The following is a 14,937-nucleotide window of genomic DNA, read 5'->3' on the forward strand; positions in this document are numbered from 1 at the left end:
TCACTCTCCCCTGGGTGTTGATTGGGACGGGGACAGCGCCTCCAGGGGAATGAAGGCGCGGCCGGCTCCGTCGGTGTGTTGCCGGAACACCGCGAACACCTTTTCGCGGCGGGCGTCCGAGTGGACGAAGTCCTCGTGTGCGCGCGCGAGACAATCGCGTAGGGTATCACGATCTGGTTCCGAATGCGCGGCGGCATACTCGCCGAAGCGCTTCATGATGTGCAGCCGGTTGACGGCCACCACGGCCGGGTCGAACGGCACGTCGAGGGCCTCGAAGAACTCCTCGGCGGCGGACAGGCCGGCCAGTTGCTCCAGCGCGCCCGTCACTGCACCGTCTCCGGCTCAAGGGTCACGGCGTGCCATGCGCGCAGGTCCTCGGCCTCGGGGGCCTGCTTGCCGCGCAGGTAGTGCGCGCGCAACAGCGGCACCATGCGCGCGGCCTGCCCCGGGGCCATCGTCAGACCCAGCGTCTCGCAGGCGTGGGCCAGCCCGGCGGCGCCGGTGTGCTTGCCGACGACCAGGCGGTGGGCGCGGCCCAGGCGGCCCGGCTCCAGGCCGGTATAAGTGCCCGGATCGCGCAGCAGGCCCTGGACGTGGATGCCGCTTTCGTGGGTGAACACGCCGTCGCCGACCACGCTCTTGCCCACCGGCACGGGGCGGCCGGCGGCGGCGGCCACCAGGGCGGCCAGCGCGGGCAGGTGCACCGCGTCAACCCCGGTGTCGCGGCCGTACAGGGCGTCCAGGGCAACCGCCACCTCTTCCAGCGCGGCGTTGCCAGCGCGTTCACCGAGCCCGACGACTGTGGTGCTGACATGGGTGGCCCCGCCCCTGACGGCGGCCAGGGAGTTGGCGCAGGCCATCCCCAGGTCATCGTGGGCGTGGATTTCAAGGTCCATGTCGGTCAAGGCTCGCATCCGTGTAAAGGCGTCCCGGGTTGAAAACGGGTCCAGCATGCCCAACGTGTCGGCATAGCGGAAACGCTGTGCGCCGGCCCGCTCTGCGGTCTCGATCACGCGTGCAACGAAATCAGGATCGGCGCGGGAGGCATCCTCGCCGCCCACGCTGACTCGCAATCCATGGTCCCGTGCCCGACGGACCACCCGATCCAGTTCGCGCAGCACCCAGTCACGCGAACGGCCCAGCTTGCCCTTGATCTGGCGATCAGAGACCGGGGCCGACACATGCACCATTGCGGCGCAACATGCAAGCGCCGCATCAAGGTCGGTGTCGGAAAGCCGACACCAGACGAAGGCGGTCGCGCGCAGCGGCAGGGCCAGAATGGCGCGGATGTCCTCCTGCTCTTCAGGACCCATGGCGGGAATCCCGACTTCCAGTTCCGGGACACCGGCCCGATCCAGGGCGGTGGCGATGGCCAGTTTCTCGTTACGACTGAAGGCCACGCCGGCGGTCTGTTCGCCGTCGCGCAACGTGGTGTCGGTCAGGATCACCGGCGACTCCGAGGCTTCGGCGCGGGCGGCCTCGGCGGCGGATCGGAAACAGGTCATGGACGCGTCCTTCCTTGGTCCGATCCGGTCAGGCCGACTTGGCGCAACTGCACCGGCCGGCGGCGTTGGGGTTGTCGAACACGAACCCGGCGCCGCGTTCGTCCTCGACGAAGTCGACCGTGGTGCCGGTCAACAGGGGCGCGCTCTCCGGATCGACGAAGATGGACAGGTCGTCGAAGGTGGTGACGGCGTCGCCGTCCTCCGCCCCGGCGGCCAGCCCCAGCCGGTATTGCAGCCCGGCGCAGCCGCCGGCGGCGACGACAATCCTCAATCCGCGCGCCGCTTCGGAGCGGCTGACGGCACCGCGGATGACGGTCTGAGCCGTCTCGGTCAGGGACAGCATGGCGAAGGCCTCCCGAGCAGGAACACACAACAGCGATGGACGGCACCGCAGCAATTTGCGTGCCACTCGGGCGACGCGCGGAAATCCGCGCCGAATCACGAATGCGACTCACCGACAGAACGCGGCGACGTGTCGGTGTTGCGACAATGCGACCACGGCCGTGTCGGGGGATGGACAGGACGACGAAATTCTAATGCTTTGAAATAGAACGATTCTGCGGTTGGCATCGGGATTGCTGGTGGGGGAGTTGTCCCGCATCGTCAGGGAGACCGACATGACCACGATGCCGCGCCTACCCCTTGCCGGCCTGGAGGCCGTCACCACCACCCGCGATCTGCGCGCCGCGTTGGCGCGGCCGATGCCGACCGTCGGCCAACCGATCCGCGTGCCGCACAACAAGCGCCGCGAGGCGACCGGCGGCGCGCGCCGCGAGGGGGCCGGCCTGTCTCCGGCGATCTGGGAAAAGGTCAAGGAGCATCCCTGCTACTCCGAGCAGGCCCACCACCACTTCGCGCGCATGCATGTGGCGGTGGCCCCCGGCTGCAACATCCAGTGCAACTACTGCAATCGGAAGTTCGACTGCGCCAACGAGAGCCGGCCGGGCGTGGTCTCCGAGCGCCTGACCCCGGAACAGGCGGTGGAGAAGGTGCGCGCCGTCGCCGCGCGGCTGCCCCAACTGTCCGTCGTCGGGATCGCCGGCCCGGGCGATTCGCTGCACAACGCGCCGCGCACCCTGAAAACGCTTGAGCTGCTGCGGGCCGAAGTGCCGGACCTGACGCTGTGCCTGTCGACCAACGGACTGGCGCTGCCCGATCATGTGGACGCGCTCAAGGCTCTCGACGTGCATCACGTCACCATCACCCTGAACGCCCTCGACCCGGAGATCGGCGCCGAGATCTACCCCTGGATCGCCCACGACCACCGCCGCTGGCGCGGGGTGGAGGCCGCCCGCATCCTGCTGGAGCGCCAGATGGAGGGCCTGGAACGCGCGGTCGCGGCCGGCATCCTGGTCAAGATCAACTCGGTCATGATCCCGGGGATCAACGACGGCCACCTGGAAGAGGTGAACCGGGTGGTGCGCGAAAAGGGGGCATTCCTGCACAACGTGATGCCGCTGATCTCGGACCCGGCGCACGGGACCCACTTCGGCCTGACCGGCCAGCGCGGCCCGACTCCGGTTGAGGTTCAGACGCTGCGGGACTCGCTGGGCAACGATGCCCGCCTGATGCGCCATTGCCGCCAGTGTCGCGCCGATGCCGTCGGCATGCTGGGCGAGGACGGCTGCGGCGACGGCGGCGGCGCGGACGCCACCTCGCCGACGGTGGATGCCGAGGCCCGCGCCGCCTATCGCGCGCTGGTCGCGGACAGTCGCGCCGAGCAGGCCGCCGAAGCAGCGCGCGCCGACGCCGTGGCCGAGGCCGTTGCGCCGGCCGGGGACCGCCGCATGGTGGCCGTGTGCTCGCGCGGCGGCGGACGCGTCAATTTGCACTTCGGCAAGGCGACCGAGTTCCATGTCTACGAGGTCGGCGCCGAGGGCGTGCGCTTCGCCGGCATCCGCCGCGCCGACAACTACTGTCTGGGCGGTTCCGGCGACGCCGAGCGGATGACGACGATTCTGTCCGTGCTGGAGGGCATCGACGCCGTCCTGTGCGTCAAGATCGGCACCGGGCCGCGCCGCCGGCTGGAGGCGGCCGGCATCGCCGCGCACGAAATCCCCGGCCACGACCTGATCGAACCGGCGGTGGCGGACTGGTACGCCGCCACCGCGCAGCCTGACACGGCGCCGGCCGCGCGCCGCGCCTGAGCACCCAAATCCATAGACGAAGGAGACCCGTTCCATGGCCTACAAGATCCTGGGATCCCAGTGCACCGTCTGCGGCGCCTGCGAGTTCGAATGTCCGACCGGCGCCATTTCCATGAAGGGCGACACCTACAAGATCGACCCGGCGACCTGCACCGAGTGCGAGGGCCACTTCGACGCGCCCCAGTGCGAAGCCGTGTGTCCGATGCCCGGCACCTGCGTTCCGGCCTGAGCACGGCGAGGCACCCCATGGCCGAGACCACGGAACAGCCTTCGGGCGGGGACGACGGGCTGGTCGAGATCGATCAGCCCCCGGTCTTCGAGCCCGGAACCAAGGTGCGCGCCCGCGCTCGGGTGCGCGACGACGGCACCACCGCCGGCGCCCGCATCGGCGACGTGCTGGTGGAGGTCGGCGATGTCGGCTATGTGCGCAGCGTCGGGGCCTTCCTGCAACGCCACTGGATCTACGACGTCGATTTCGTCCGCACCCTGCGCGTGGTCGGCATGCGCGCCCACGAACTGGAAAGCGCCGAGGGTGATCCGCCCCCAGCCCAAGAGGACACCGCGACATGAAGATCACCATCCGCAAGGTGGCGAGTGGTTACGAAGCCTACGTGCCCAAGAAGGATCTGGAGGAACGCGTCACGGCCACCGAAAAGCCGGACCTGTGGGGCGGTTGGATCGAGCTGGCCAACGGCTGGCGCTTCGAGATGCCCGAGATGCCGGCCGACACGCCCCTGCCCCTGACCCTGGACGCGCGGCGGATCAGCACCGGGGATTGATCCCGAGTCCGTTTGATTGGGATCCGAATGGAGGCCGGCTGGCCGTCGGGCAGCCGCCCGTTTCCGGGTCGCGCTACGCGGGGGGGCGCGCGGGCGCCGCTTCGGCGGGCGTGCGCGCCCGGATGGACAGCGCGTGCACCCGCTCGCGCAGTTCCTCCGTCAGGAGATCGTTGACCATGCGGTGGCGTTCCACCCGCGACTTTCCGGCAAAGGCCTCTGACACCACCTCGACCGTGAAGTGGGTTTCGCCCCGCCCGTCCAGCGGCGCGTGACCCTGCGCCGCGCCGCGTTCGGCCAGCGCCGCCATGCGCGCGCCGTGTCCGGCGTGGCGGCGGGAGTCGTCCGACACCGTCAGGGCCACGGGGCGCAGGGCGTCGGCAATCTTGAGTTCGATGCGGTCGCGGATGCTGGCGGAGGGCATGCCGTCACTCTCCCTTGGCGGTGTCGCACGCCATATGGCGGCCCCGCCGGATCGGATCAAGGGAATCCGCCGCACAGGCACCAGACGATCCTGTTGGGATGAGAGCAATTCCGGACCGATCCGGGCTGGTTCGCGACCATGATTCGCGTGGACTGCAAAGGGCTTGGGCGCGTTGGGTGACCCTGGTGCCATCCGGATGATCCGTTGGCAGTGGAGGGCGGCCGGCCGAAGGGTACCGATCCCGGGCTCTCAGGACCCGTCGTCCGTCCCACCCTCCGTGTCGTTCAGGGCAGTCATCAGCGTGGCCAACTGGAACCAGAACAGGTCCGCGCCGGCATAGCCGGTGATCCGGTCCAGTTCCTTTCCGTCCTCCACCAGAACGAAGGTCGGCGTGAAGGTCACCCCTCGGATGTCCTTCAGGTCCTCCGGCCAGTCCCCGTGCAGGTTGACCCGCCGCAACGGGACGCGGGTCGCCTCATCGGTCTTGGCGTAGGCCGGCCCGACCTCCGCGTGCCACTGCTGGCACCAGGTGCAGGAGGGCGATTCGAACATCACCAGTTCGGCGGCGCGCGCCGCGCTTCCGCCGACGAGGCCCATCAGGCCGGCGAGAAGGGCGCCGGCGAGGGTGCGGGCGACGCGGGCACGGCGGCCCCGCCGGGCGGTGTCCTGGGAGCGCTGCATGGGAAAACCTCCTTCGGTCGGGGCCGCACGCGGCCGGGGGGAGCGACGGGATCCGAGTCTTCTTGCCGAAGCGAACCGAACGGCCACGTGGATCTTGCGTTGGCGATCCTGATCGGTCATGCTTGCATTATAAAATGCTAATGAGCAAGGATCCAGGCGGAACACATCGCCCGGGGCTACGGCGCCGGGACAGCCTGGGCAACCAGACATCCGCCGACCGGGATCAACAGCCGGCCCAGACCGGTGCGCGGTGGCGGCAAGAACCAAGGGCGTCCGGCCCGCCTGTTCCGGCGGGTTGAAACGGGCGACCGGATTGGGAGGACCGGTGTCCGGGCCGTCCATCGACCTGTGTGTCGGCGGCGGTGGTGGACCCGGTGTGCGTTTTGCGCGCAAAACCTCTCTCGAACAGCATCTGTGCCGAGGGCGTCTGGATCGACCGGGCGACGCCGACGCACCCGAGCCAACGCGCGGTCGCCCGCGCCAAGAAGCGGCGCGACACGGGGGGATGACTCGGTTAGAACGGTTACAGGTCAGCGCCTGGACGAACGTCCGAGCAGGGACTCGCCCAGGCCGTGATATCGCAAGGGAGACTGACAGCATGCTTGACACGCAAGAGACCGGCGGGACCAGCCGCCGCAGGGTTCTGTTCAGCCTGGGCGGCGCGGCCGCCGTGGCCACCGGCCTGACGGTGGTGCCCGGCCTGGGTCCCCGGCTGGCGCACGCCACCGAGGCCGAGGTGACCGACGTCATCACGGAGATGCTCGGCGAGATGCCGGCCGAGGGCGCCATTTCCATCGACCTGCCCGAGATCGCGGAAAACGGCAACACCGTGCCGTTGAGCGTCGAGATCGACGCGCCGATGACCGCCGACAGCTATGTCCAGGACATCATGGTGCTGGCCGACGGCAACCCGTCGCCGCGCGTGGCCCAGTTCCACTTCACGCCGATGAACGGCAAGGCCAGCGCCTCCACCCGCATGCGTCTGGTGCAGACCCAGAACGTGGTGGTCGTCGCCCGCATGAGCGACGGGCAGGCGATGATGGCCAGCAAACAGGTCAAGGTGACCATCGGCGGCTGCGGCGGCTGACCCGCCCGAGCCCCAGAAACGCAATCGGCCGCCGGATGACGGCGGCCCGGACCATTCAGAGGAGACGCAGGCAATGGCGAGAATTCGGCCGCGTGTGCGCGTCCCGGGCGAGGCCGCCGCGGGAGATGTCGTGGAAATCAAGACCCTGATCAACCATCCGATGGAATCGGGCCACCGCAAGGACGAGGATGGCAATCCGATTCCCCGGCAAATCATCAACCGCTTCGAGGCCCTGTTCAACGGACAGGAGTTCTTCAGCGTCGATCTGTATCCGTCGGTCTCGTCCAACCCCTACATCTCGTTCTTCGCGAAGGTCGACGAGGCCGGGGAATTCACCTTCCGCTGGCACGACGACGACGGCTCGGTCTACGAGGAAACCAAGGGCATCGCGTTGTCCTGATGCCCAGCGCCATACGGGCCGTCCGGGGGCGTGTGCCGCCCGACGGCCCCATGGCCGCGCCGCCGCAGGGCGGGCACGCTCCGATGCCGGCTCCGCCGGGCGGCACGGGCGAACAGAGATCCCGGCGGCAATCGATTCGATACGAATGCGACTCGATCCTTGACCCGGCGCGTTGAACCACGGGCGGATCAGGATGAAAGGGATGGGGAATGTTCACACGGCGTGACTTGATGCGGACGGCGGCCGCCACGGCGATCCTGCTGGGGAGCCCGGCCGGGCTGCGCCGCGCGGCGGCGGCCCAGGCACTGACCCAGGACGATCTGCTGCGGTTCGATCCGCTGGGACAAGTGACGCTGCTGCATGTCACCGACGTGCACGCGCAGTTGATGCCGATCTATTTCCGCGAACCGTCCATCAACCTGGGCGTCGGCGCGGTCGAGGGCAAGCCGCCGCACGTTACCGGGACCGACTTCCTGACGATGTTCGACATCCCCAGGGACTCACCGGAATGCCACGCCCTGACCAACGTGGATTTCGTCGATCTGGCGCGGACCTACGGCAAGGTCGGCGGGTTGGACCGGCTGGCCACCCTGGTCAATGCCATCCGTGCCGAGCGGCCGGACAACACGCTGTTCCTGGATGGCGGCGATACGTGGCAGGGCTCCTACACATCGCTTCAGACCAACGGCGCGGACATGGTCCGGGCCTTCAACGCGCTGAAGACCGACGCCATGACGGCGCATTGGGAGTTCACCTACGGTCAGGATCGGGTGCAGGAGATCATCGACGGCGAACTGAACTTCCCATTCCTATGCGGCAACGTCATTGACGCCATGTGGGAAGAGGCGGTCTTCGAGTCGACGCAGATGTTCGAGCGCGGCGGCGTTCAGGTCGCGGTGATCGGGCAGGCCTTCCCCTACACGCCCATCGCCAATCCGCGCTACCTGATGCCGGACTGGTCCTTCGGCATCCGCCCCGAGTTGGTGCAGGAGCACGTCGATAATGCCCGCGCCAATGGCGCCGAGGTGGTGGTGCTACTGTCCCACAACGGCTTTGACGTGGACCGCAAGCTGGCCTCGCTGGTGGACGGGATCGACGTCATCCTGACCGGTCACACCCACGATGCCCTGCCGCGCGAGGTCAAGGTCGGCAAGACGCTGCTGATCGCGTCGGGCTCGCACGGCAAGTTCCTGTCGCGCCTGGACCTGGAGGTGAAGGGCGGGGCCGTGACGGATTACCGCTACCGCCTGATCCCGGTGTTCTCCGACGTCATCACGCCGGACCCGGACATGGCCCAGGTGATCGCCGACATCCGCGCCCCCTACGAGGCCGAATGCACCCGCGTCTTGGGTCAGACCGACGACCTTCTCTATCGGCGTGGCAACTTCAACGGCAGCTTCGACGATCTGATCTGTCAGGCCCTGCTGGAGGAACGCGACGCCGAGATCGCGCTGTCGCCCGGCTTCCGCTGGGGGGCAACCCTGCTGCCGGGGCAGGACATCACCGTGGACGACGTCCACTCCATGACCTCCATCACCTACCCCAACGCCTACCGGATGGCGATGGACGGGGCGACCCTGAAGACGGTGCTGGAGGACGTGGCCGACAACATCTTCAACGAGGACCCGTTCTATCAGCAGGGCGGCGACATGGTGCGCGTCGGCGGCATGGGCTATGCCATCGACATCCGCAAGCCCATGGGCGACCGCATTTCGGACATGACCCTGCTGTCCACCGGCGAGCCCATCGATCCGGCCCGGAACTATGTGGTGGCCGGCTGGGCGTCGGTGAACGAAGGCACCGAGGGGCCGCCGATCTACGACGTCGTGTCCCGCTACATCGAAAAGCACGGCACGGTCTCGGTGCCCGAGAACACCACCATCAAGATCAAGGCGTAGAGCGAGACGTCGTTGCGAGGAGCGCAGCGACGAAGCAATCCAGGGCAGGTTCCGGTGTCTTCCGCTCTGGATTGCTTCGCCCGCATCAAGGGATGCGGGCTCGCAATGACGAGCCTCGATTTTTTTAGGCGACCGCGCGGACACAACCACCATGGACGGCTTCACCATCACCTACATCGGGGCTCTGACGGCGGGCATCCTGAGCTTCCTGTCGCCGTGCATCCTGCCCATCGTGCCGCCTTATCTGTGCTTCATCGGTGGGGTGAGCCTCGATCAGTTCGACGAGGACGGCGACGCCGATTCCCGCCGCGCGGCGCGGGCGCGGGTGCTGCGCGCGGCCATCGCCTTCGTGCTCGGCTTCGGCACCGTGTTCATGGCGCTGGGCGCCGGGTCCGCCCTGATTGGCGATCTGATCGCCGGCAACCTGCACATTCTCGCCCCCATCGCCGGAGCGATCATCGTTGTTCTGGGGCTGCATTTCCTGGGCGTGTTCCGCCTTGCCCTGTTGTACCGCGAGGCCCGGTTCCAGGTGCGGAGCCGACCCCTGGGGATGATCGGCGCCTATGTGGTGGGGTTGGCCTTCGCCTTCGGTTGGACCCCGTGCGTCGGCCCCATCCTGGCCACCATCCTGGCGCTGGCCAGCCAGTCCGACAGCGCGTGGTACGGGGCCTCCCTGCTGGGGGTGTACACCCTGGGCATCGGCGTGCCGTTCATCTTGGCGGCCTATGCCCTGGGCGCCTTCCTGCGGTTCAAGACCCGGCTGCGCGGGTATATGGGATGGATCGAAAAGGGCATCGGCGCGCTGCTGGTCCTCACCGGCGTCCTCATCATGACGCGCACCATGTCGCTGGTCGCGGACTGGCTGATCGGCGCAGTCCCGGCGCTGGCGACTCTGGCGAAGTAAAACCGGCCGAGGACGGCGCCGCTGTTGCGGCGGGCCGGTCCGGCGGGGTATGACCGGGACGCGTTTCCCCTCCCGTCCCAAGAGCTTGCCGCCATGTCGACGTTGCACATCCACGACACGCTGTCCCGGGGCAAGGCCCCGTTCGAGCCGCTCGACCCGTCGCATGTGCGCCTGTACGTCTGCGGGCCGACGGTCTACGACCGCGCGCACATCGGCAATGCCCGGCCGGTGCTTGTCTTCGATGTCCTGTTCCGGCTGCTGCAACGGCTCTATCCGCGCGTGACCTACGTACGCAACATCACCGACGTGGACGACAAGATCAACGCGCGGGCGAAGGAAAGCGGGCGCTCCATCGGCGAGATCACGGCCGAGACCACGCGTCTGTTCCACGAGGACATGGCGGCCCTGAACGCCCTGCCGCCCAGCCTGGAGCCGCGCGCCACCGAGCATATCGGCGAGATGATCGCCCTGATCGGGGACTTGATCGACAAGGGCCATGCCTACGAGGCCGAGGGTCACGTGCTGTTCGCGGTGGGCAGCATGGACGACTACGGCCGGCTGTCGGGCCGCTCGCGCGACGAGATGATCGCCGGCGCCCGCGTCGAGGTGGCCCCCTACAAGCGCGATCCCGCCGACTTCGTGCTGTGGAAGCCCTCGACCGAGGACCTGCCCGGCTGGGACAGCCCGTGGGGCCGCGGCCGGCCGGGCTGGCACATCGAGTGCTCGGCCATGAGTGCCAAGCACCTGGGCAAGAGTTTCGACATCCACGGCGGCGGGCAGGACCTGATCTTCCCCCACCATGAGAACGAGATCGCCCAGAGCACTTGCGCCCACGGCCCGGGCACCTTCGCCCGCTATTGGATGCACAACGGCTATCTGATGGTCGAGGGCGAGAAGATGTCCAAGTCCTTGGGCAACTTCTTCACCGTGCGCGAGCTGCTGGACCAGGCGCCGGGCGAGGCCATCCGGTTGTGCATGCTGTCCACCCACTACCATCAGCCCCTGGACTGGACCGCCGACGGCCTGAAGGCCGCCAAGGCGGCGCTGGACCGGCTTTATACCGCGCTGCGCGGCGCTGAGGACGTGACGGCCGACGGCGACCCGGCGCCGTCCGATGCCCTGCTGGACGCGCTGTGCGACGACCTCAACACGCCGCGCGCCATCGCGTTGATGCATGAAACGGCCGGCGCGCTCAATAAGGCCACCGATCCGGCGGAGCGGACGCGGTTGAAGGGCGACCTGCTCGGCGGCGGGGCGCTGCTGGGGGTGCTGACGCAGGACCCGGCGGCGTGGTTCCAGGGTGCGTCCGCGAGCGGCGACGGCCCGACGGCCGATGACATCGAGGCCCTGATCGCGGAGCGCAAGGCGGCCCGCAAGGCCAAGGACTTCGCCCGCGCCGACGCCATCCGCGATGGCCTCGCCGCCCAAGGGATCCTCCTGGAGGACGGCCCGCAGGGCACGACGTGGAAGCGAGGCTAATCCGGGGGAGCGAAGCGCGGACAGGCGCCCAGGCAAACCCCGAGCGATCTGGAACGAATCGGAACGACGGCCTATTCCAACACCACCGCGTCAAGGCGCGGTGGGCGGGCCAGAACTGACGCACCGCGCCCTAGAGAATGCCGGATTTCTCCAGCTCGGACTGCGTCACGACCCGATTGCGCCCCATGCGTTTCGCCAGATACAGGGCCTGATCGGCGCGCTGGACCATGTCTCCCACCGACTCGCCGATGGCGTATTCCGAAATGCCGATGGACAGGGTGATCCGTCCCAGTTCCGTCCCGGAACGACGGTTGGTGATGCGTTTGCTGGCCACGGTGGTGCGGATGCGCTCGGCCACGTCGGCCGCCTCGCGTCGCGAGGCGGCGGGCAGAATGGCGGCGAACTCCTCACCGCCGTAGCGGGCCACGGTATCCTCCGGGCGCACGCAGGACTGAATGGTGCGGGCCACCAGCTTCAGTACCTGGTCGCCCATCTGGTGCCCGTGCGTGTCGTTGAACTGCTTGAACAGGTCGATGTCCAGCATAAGAAGCGACAGGTGGCTTCCGGTATCGGCGGCGTGGCGTGTCGCCTCACCCATGACGTTGTCGAACACCTTGCGGTTGGCCACGCCGGTCAGCCCGTCGGTGCTGGCCTCGGTTCGAACCTGCTCCAGATCCTCGCGAAGTCGGGCGATCTGCTGGGACGACTGCGTCAGCTCGGTTCCGAGCTTTCGGTTGACGCGCAGCATTTTTTGCGTCTCAGCGACAACCGACGCCACGATTTCGTGTAGCGTTTCTCCGTTCGCGCCCCCGACCTGATCGGACAGGTCGGCCAGCGTGGCGCCGTAGCTCTCGGTGCCGCGGTTGGCGATCTGGAACATCTTCAGCAGTTGTTCGAGGGTATTTTCGATCCGCATGCCGGCGGCGGCCAGAGTCTTTGATTCGTTGGCCTGGGTCACGTACTTGTCGTGGAGCGCCTGAATGATCGGCGGCCCGAAGTCCGATCCCAGCTTGATCAGTCGTTCGATTTCACGGCTCAGGTCGGGCAGGCGGTTCGAATGATGAATATACCAGACCGCGAAGTTATTGGGATTCGGGGTGATCCCGAACTGTTTCATGGATTGGATCGCGTTCCGGGCGGCGGCCTGGGCCTGAACCTTTGATTCCGCATACTCGATCATGGCGAGACACTGTCCTTGACGGGCCGACGGGTCACCGCATGGGCTGACCCTAAAGGAATACAACACTCCAGGCCCAAGCGCCAAGGAAACAGCGTCCGTCAGCTAAGAGATTGTCCCCGGTGCGCAGTCTAGGTGCGCGGATCCGCCAGTCCAGGCGCGCTTCTTTTGATCGCAGGGGAGGAAACCCGGATGGCGGGCGCGACCTTCCAAGATGTGTCTCTTATCAATTGCATTGGCCGACAGATTCGTCGGCACACACCCGCTTTCCGTTCACCCAGGTGGCGCCCGACAAATCGGCATGCAGCAGGTCCGCCATGTCCAGGTCGGCCCCGGTCAGATCGGCGCCCCGCAGGATGGCGCGGAAGAACCGGGCGCGGCGCAGATCGGCGTTGCGCAGCATGGCGCCCGACAGGTCGGCCTTGGTGAAGTCAGCTTCGCTCATCTCGGCGTCGGAGAGATCCGCGCCGCGCAGGTCGGCGCTGACGAACCGGGTGCGGAAGGCATTCGTCCCGGTCAGATTGGCGCCTTTCAGGTTGGCGCGCTGGAACGAGGTATCCCGCAACACGCCGCCGCTCAGGTCCGCCCCTTCCAGATTGCGGCCGTCGTGGTAGCAGCGGCGCCATTCCACCCCAGGCTCGGCGACATCGGTACAGGCGGCATGGGCTGGCGATCCCGGCCGCACGGCGAGGGCCAGGACCAACAGCGTCAACACGGTGGTGATGGGGCGGGCGGCGGAGCGAATCATCATCATGACCGAGCTAAGGTAAGACGTTCCCTCTCTCGGGAAAAGGGTCTCGATGTGGCATGTGTGAATCAACCCACGCGCGGTGCGCCCACATGCCGCCCCACTTCCGGCGGGCGCGGCAGGCCGGCGTGCGCCGCCACCATCGCCCGCAGCCGCTCCCGTCCGTCGGCCGGCCACGGCCCGACCCGCCGGGTGGCCAGATCGACGTGCAACAGCAGCACCTCGTTGCTGGCGGCCTGAAAACCGGCCTCGGCGTGCAGCAGGCGATGGAACAGGCGCAGCTTCTTCTCGCCCGCCTCCAGGGCCAGGGTCTCAACCAGGAGCGGATCCCCCTCCGACAGCTCGCGATCGTACGTCACATGCGCCTCGACGGCGAAGATCGTTCCCCCCGCGCGCCTGCGGTACGACTGCCCCAGGTCGAGCCAGTCCATGACCGCGTCCGTCGCGTGATCGCAGACCAGCGTGTAATAGGCCACGTTCATGTGGCCGTTGTAGTCCAGCCACTCGGGTCGCACCGTCTCGCGGTGCAGGCGCAAGGGTCCGTCGGCATCCGGCATCGGGCTCGGCCCTCCAAAGGCGTCGGGCGCCATTCGCCCGTTGATGGGGTCGGGGCACGGTTTTGATTGCCGCGCCCCCAGGACGGTTCTACAGTGGCCGTCATGGATCCGTCACCACCAACCGCGCGTGGGACGGCACATCGTCGAAAGGCTGTCGTCGGGTCTGTCTTCTTAACGCGCGGTTCCCCGGTCTGGAGGGAGGCCTCGTGATGCCCAAGACCCAAGCCGATCAGGCCATGCTCGACGCGGATCGCCACGTGACGCGGGCCGAGTTCCAGCAGGCCCTCGAAGCCTTCGGGCGGGCACGCTACTTCTTCCAGAAAGTCGGTGACCGCGATGGCGAGGCGATGGCGATGATGCGCCGGGGCGAGGTCGAACTCGGCCAGGGGCGCCTTGCCGCCGCCCGTTCGGACTTGCTGGAATCCCTGGGGTTGTTCACGGACGAGGCCGATGACAGTGACCGCGCGGCCGCGGAGGTCCTGCTTTCGGAAACCCTGCACCTGGAGGGCGAGTCCAAGCTTGCGCGGGCGCACGCCGAGGCTGCGCTGGCCCGGGCCGCCCACGGCGGAAACCTGTACGGCGAGGCCCGCGCGCGCATGCAGATCGGTCGGCTGGCCCTGGACGCAGGCCGCGCGGATCGGGCGCTGGAGGACTACGGTCACGCGCGCAGACTGTACGAGGAGGCCGGGCGCGGTCTGCACGAGGCCACGGCTCTGTCCGCCATGGCCGAGGTCCTGCGCGAGCTTGGCCGGGCCGATGAGGCTCATGCCGCCCTGGAACAGGCCGCCGACCTGTATGCCATGAACGGCGATCACCTGGACGAGGGCACGACCCGGATGGATATCGGCCGCCTGCTCGCCGACATGGGCGCCCTGGAGGAGGCTCGGGAGGCGTTCGCGGCGTCCGCGCGCCTCAACGGCGAGGCCGGGCATCTGGCCGGCGAGGCGGAAGCGTTGCTGGAGGCGGGGCGTCTTGAAGCCCGGGCGGCGCCCAAGCATGCCATGAAGCTGCTGCGGCACGCCGCCGAGTTGTTCGGCCATGCCGGTCTTGACGGTCGCCGCGATCAAGTCGAGCGGGAGGCGGCGGTGCTGCGGGTTTGATCGCGTCCCGTGTTAACGGCCGACGACGCACTCCTTCCCTTTCAGCCCCGGCGG

Annotated in this window: 18 protein-coding genes; 10 read left to right on the forward strand and 8 right to left on the reverse strand. The window is 68.1% G+C overall.

Features of this window, described 5'->3' with window-relative positions; all coding sequences use genetic code 11:
- From nifW to BLS85_RS09670, 3 genes are read right to left on the reverse strand one after another with little or no spacing between them, the layout of a single operon-like run.
- On the reverse strand, positions 1–327 hold the full coding sequence (gene nifW, locus BLS85_RS09660; RefSeq protein ID WP_092785671.1) for a nitrogenase-stabilizing/protective protein NifW: 327 nt from the start codon (positions 325–327) through the stop codon (positions 1–3).
- Complete coding sequence (nifV, locus tag BLS85_RS09665; RefSeq protein WP_092785673.1) at positions 324–1,505, reverse strand: homocitrate synthase; 1,182 nt, start codon at positions 1,503–1,505, stop codon at positions 324–326. The genes nifW and nifV overlap by 4 nt, the downstream gene beginning before the upstream one ends.
- A 28-nt stretch (positions 1,506–1,533) precedes the next feature.
- The gene (locus BLS85_RS09670) at positions 1,534–1,848 is read right to left on the reverse strand and encodes a HesB/IscA family protein (protein ID WP_092785675.1); all 315 of its coding nucleotides are present in this window, start codon (positions 1,846–1,848) and stop codon (positions 1,534–1,536) included.
- 274 nt (positions 1,849–2,122) lie between these two features.
- Between BLS85_RS09670 and nifB the strand changes: the two genes are divergently transcribed.
- Genes nifB through nifT form a run of 4 tightly spaced genes read left to right on the forward strand, consistent with a single transcriptional unit; the run spans position 2,123 to position 4,431 of the window.
- Positions 2,123–3,652: a nitrogenase cofactor biosynthesis protein NifB gene (gene nifB, locus BLS85_RS09675; RefSeq protein ID WP_245699164.1), complete on the forward strand. Its 1,530-nt coding sequence runs from the start codon at positions 2,123–2,125 to the stop codon at positions 3,650–3,652.
- A gap of 34 nt (positions 3,653–3,686) precedes the next feature.
- Complete coding sequence (locus BLS85_RS09680) at positions 3,687–3,881, forward strand: 4Fe-4S dicluster domain-containing protein (protein ID WP_092785677.1); 195 nt, start codon at positions 3,687–3,689, stop codon at positions 3,879–3,881.
- A 17-nt stretch (positions 3,882–3,898) separates the two neighbouring features.
- Positions 3,899–4,222: a nitrogen fixation protein NifZ gene (locus BLS85_RS09685; protein WP_092785680.1), complete on the forward strand. Its 324-nt coding sequence runs from the start codon at positions 3,899–3,901 to the stop codon at positions 4,220–4,222.
- On the forward strand, positions 4,219–4,431 hold the full coding sequence (gene nifT / locus BLS85_RS09690) for a putative nitrogen fixation protein NifT (RefSeq protein WP_092785682.1): 213 nt from the start codon (positions 4,219–4,221) through the stop codon (positions 4,429–4,431). Before BLS85_RS09685 ends, nifT begins: the two co-directional genes overlap by 4 nt.
- A 73-nt stretch (positions 4,432–4,504) precedes the next feature.
- Here the strand turns inward: nifT and BLS85_RS09695 are convergent, their stop codons facing one another.
- Both BLS85_RS09695 and BLS85_RS09700 read right to left on the reverse strand, forming a co-directional pair.
- On the reverse strand, positions 4,505–4,852 hold the full coding sequence (locus BLS85_RS09695; protein ID WP_092785684.1) for a BolA family protein: 348 nt from the start codon (positions 4,850–4,852) through the stop codon (positions 4,505–4,507).
- A 249-nt stretch (positions 4,853–5,101) separates the two neighbouring features.
- Positions 5,102–5,533, reverse strand: a complete 432-nt coding sequence (locus tag BLS85_RS09700; RefSeq protein WP_245699165.1) for a thioredoxin fold domain-containing protein — start codon at positions 5,531–5,533, stop codon at positions 5,102–5,104.
- A 598-nt stretch (positions 5,534–6,131) separates the two neighbouring features.
- Here BLS85_RS09700 and soxY point away from each other — a divergent pair.
- The 5 genes from soxY to cysS all read left to right on the forward strand — a co-directional run bounded on the left by soxY (position 6,132) and on the right by cysS (position 11,301).
- Positions 6,132–6,620, forward strand: a complete 489-nt coding sequence (gene soxY / locus BLS85_RS09705; RefSeq protein WP_092785686.1) for a thiosulfate oxidation carrier protein SoxY — start codon at positions 6,132–6,134, stop codon at positions 6,618–6,620.
- Positions 6,621–6,693: 73 nt separating this feature from the next.
- The gene (gene soxZ / locus BLS85_RS09710; protein ID WP_092785688.1) at positions 6,694–7,020 is read left to right on the forward strand and encodes a thiosulfate oxidation carrier complex protein SoxZ; all 327 of its coding nucleotides are present in this window, start codon (positions 6,694–6,696) and stop codon (positions 7,018–7,020) included.
- Between the two features lie 209 nt (positions 7,021–7,229).
- Positions 7,230–8,918 carry a thiosulfohydrolase SoxB gene (gene soxB / locus BLS85_RS09715; RefSeq protein WP_092785690.1) on the forward strand — a complete coding sequence of 563 codons (1,689 nt, stop codon included), beginning with the start codon at positions 7,230–7,232 and terminating at the stop codon, positions 8,916–8,918.
- 151 nt (positions 8,919–9,069) lie between these two features.
- Complete coding sequence (locus tag BLS85_RS09720) at positions 9,070–9,822, forward strand: cytochrome c biogenesis CcdA family protein (protein WP_092785692.1); 753 nt, start codon at positions 9,070–9,072, stop codon at positions 9,820–9,822.
- A 93-nt stretch (positions 9,823–9,915) separates the two neighbouring features.
- Positions 9,916–11,301, forward strand: coding sequence for a cysteine--tRNA ligase (gene cysS, locus BLS85_RS09725; protein WP_092785693.1), 1,386 nt, complete (start codon positions 9,916–9,918; stop codon positions 11,299–11,301).
- Positions 11,302–11,431: 130 nt separating this feature from the next.
- Here the strand turns inward: cysS and BLS85_RS09730 are convergent, their stop codons facing one another.
- From BLS85_RS09730 to BLS85_RS09740, 3 genes are all read right to left on the reverse strand, one after another.
- On the reverse strand, positions 11,432–12,481 hold the full coding sequence (locus BLS85_RS09730; protein WP_092785695.1) for a GGDEF domain-containing protein: 1,050 nt from the start codon (positions 12,479–12,481) through the stop codon (positions 11,432–11,434).
- A gap of 223 nt (positions 12,482–12,704) precedes the next feature.
- Positions 12,705–13,232 (reverse strand): pentapeptide repeat-containing protein, encoded by a 528-nt coding sequence (locus tag BLS85_RS09735; protein WP_245699167.1) that lies wholly within the window; start codon positions 13,230–13,232, stop codon positions 12,705–12,707.
- A gap of 62 nt (positions 13,233–13,294) precedes the next feature.
- The gene (locus BLS85_RS09740) at positions 13,295–13,783 is read right to left on the reverse strand and encodes a thioesterase family protein (protein ID WP_092785697.1); all 489 of its coding nucleotides are present in this window, start codon (positions 13,781–13,783) and stop codon (positions 13,295–13,297) included.
- Positions 13,784–13,992: 209 nt separating this feature from the next.
- Between BLS85_RS09740 and BLS85_RS09745 the strand changes: the two genes are divergently transcribed.
- Positions 13,993–14,883 carry a tetratricopeptide repeat protein gene (locus BLS85_RS09745; RefSeq protein WP_092785699.1) on the forward strand — a complete coding sequence of 297 codons (891 nt, stop codon included), beginning with the start codon at positions 13,993–13,995 and terminating at the stop codon, positions 14,881–14,883.
- Positions 14,884–14,937: the final 54 nt, after the last annotated feature.

This window comes from Rhodospira trueperi (assembly GCF_900101965.1).
Lineage (GTDB): Bacteria > Pseudomonadota > Alphaproteobacteria > Rhodospirillales > Rhodospirillaceae > Rhodospira > Rhodospira trueperi.

Bases quoted from the DNA above. Each gene is read 5' to 3' on its own strand.
- nifV (WP_092785673.1), bottom strand. From the start codon at position 1,505: ATGACCTGTTTCCGATCCGCCGCCGAGGCCGCCCGCGCCGAAGCCTCG.
- BLS85_RS09670 (WP_092785675.1), bottom strand. From the start codon at position 1,848: ATGCTGTCCCTGACCGAGACGGCTCAGACCGTCATCCGCGGTGCCGTC.
- nifB (WP_245699164.1), top strand. From the start codon at position 2,123: ATGACCACGATGCCGCGCCTACCCCTTGCCGGCCTGGAGGCCGTCACC.
- BLS85_RS09680 (WP_092785677.1), top strand. From the start codon at position 3,687: ATGGCCTACAAGATCCTGGGATCCCAGTGCACCGTCTGCGGCGCCTGC.
- BLS85_RS09685 (WP_092785680.1), top strand. From the start codon at position 3,899: ATGGCCGAGACCACGGAACAGCCTTCGGGCGGGGACGACGGGCTGGTC.
- nifT (WP_092785682.1), top strand. From the start codon at position 4,219: ATGAAGATCACCATCCGCAAGGTGGCGAGTGGTTACGAAGCCTACGTG.
- BLS85_RS09695 (WP_092785684.1), bottom strand. From the start codon at position 4,852: ATGCCCTCCGCCAGCATCCGCGACCGCATCGAACTCAAGATTGCCGAC.
- BLS85_RS09700 (WP_245699165.1), bottom strand. From the start codon at position 5,533: ATGCAGCGCTCCCAGGACACCGCCCGGCGGGGCCGCCGTGCCCGCGTC.
- soxY (WP_092785686.1), top strand. From the start codon at position 6,132: ATGCTTGACACGCAAGAGACCGGCGGGACCAGCCGCCGCAGGGTTCTG.
- soxZ (WP_092785688.1), top strand. From the start codon at position 6,694: ATGGCGAGAATTCGGCCGCGTGTGCGCGTCCCGGGCGAGGCCGCCGCG.
- soxB (WP_092785690.1), top strand. From the start codon at position 7,230: ATGTTCACACGGCGTGACTTGATGCGGACGGCGGCCGCCACGGCGATC.
- BLS85_RS09720 (WP_092785692.1), top strand. From the start codon at position 9,070: ATGGACGGCTTCACCATCACCTACATCGGGGCTCTGACGGCGGGCATC.
- cysS (WP_092785693.1), top strand. From the start codon at position 9,916: ATGTCGACGTTGCACATCCACGACACGCTGTCCCGGGGCAAGGCCCCG.
- BLS85_RS09730 (WP_092785695.1), bottom strand. From the start codon at position 12,481: ATGATCGAGTATGCGGAATCAAAGGTTCAGGCCCAGGCCGCCGCCCGG.
- BLS85_RS09735 (WP_245699167.1), bottom strand. From the start codon at position 13,232: ATGATGATGATTCGCTCCGCCGCCCGCCCCATCACCACCGTGTTGACG.
- BLS85_RS09740 (WP_092785697.1), bottom strand. From the start codon at position 13,783: ATGCCGGATGCCGACGGACCCTTGCGCCTGCACCGCGAGACGGTGCGA.
- BLS85_RS09745 (WP_092785699.1), top strand. From the start codon at position 13,993: ATGCCCAAGACCCAAGCCGATCAGGCCATGCTCGACGCGGATCGCCAC.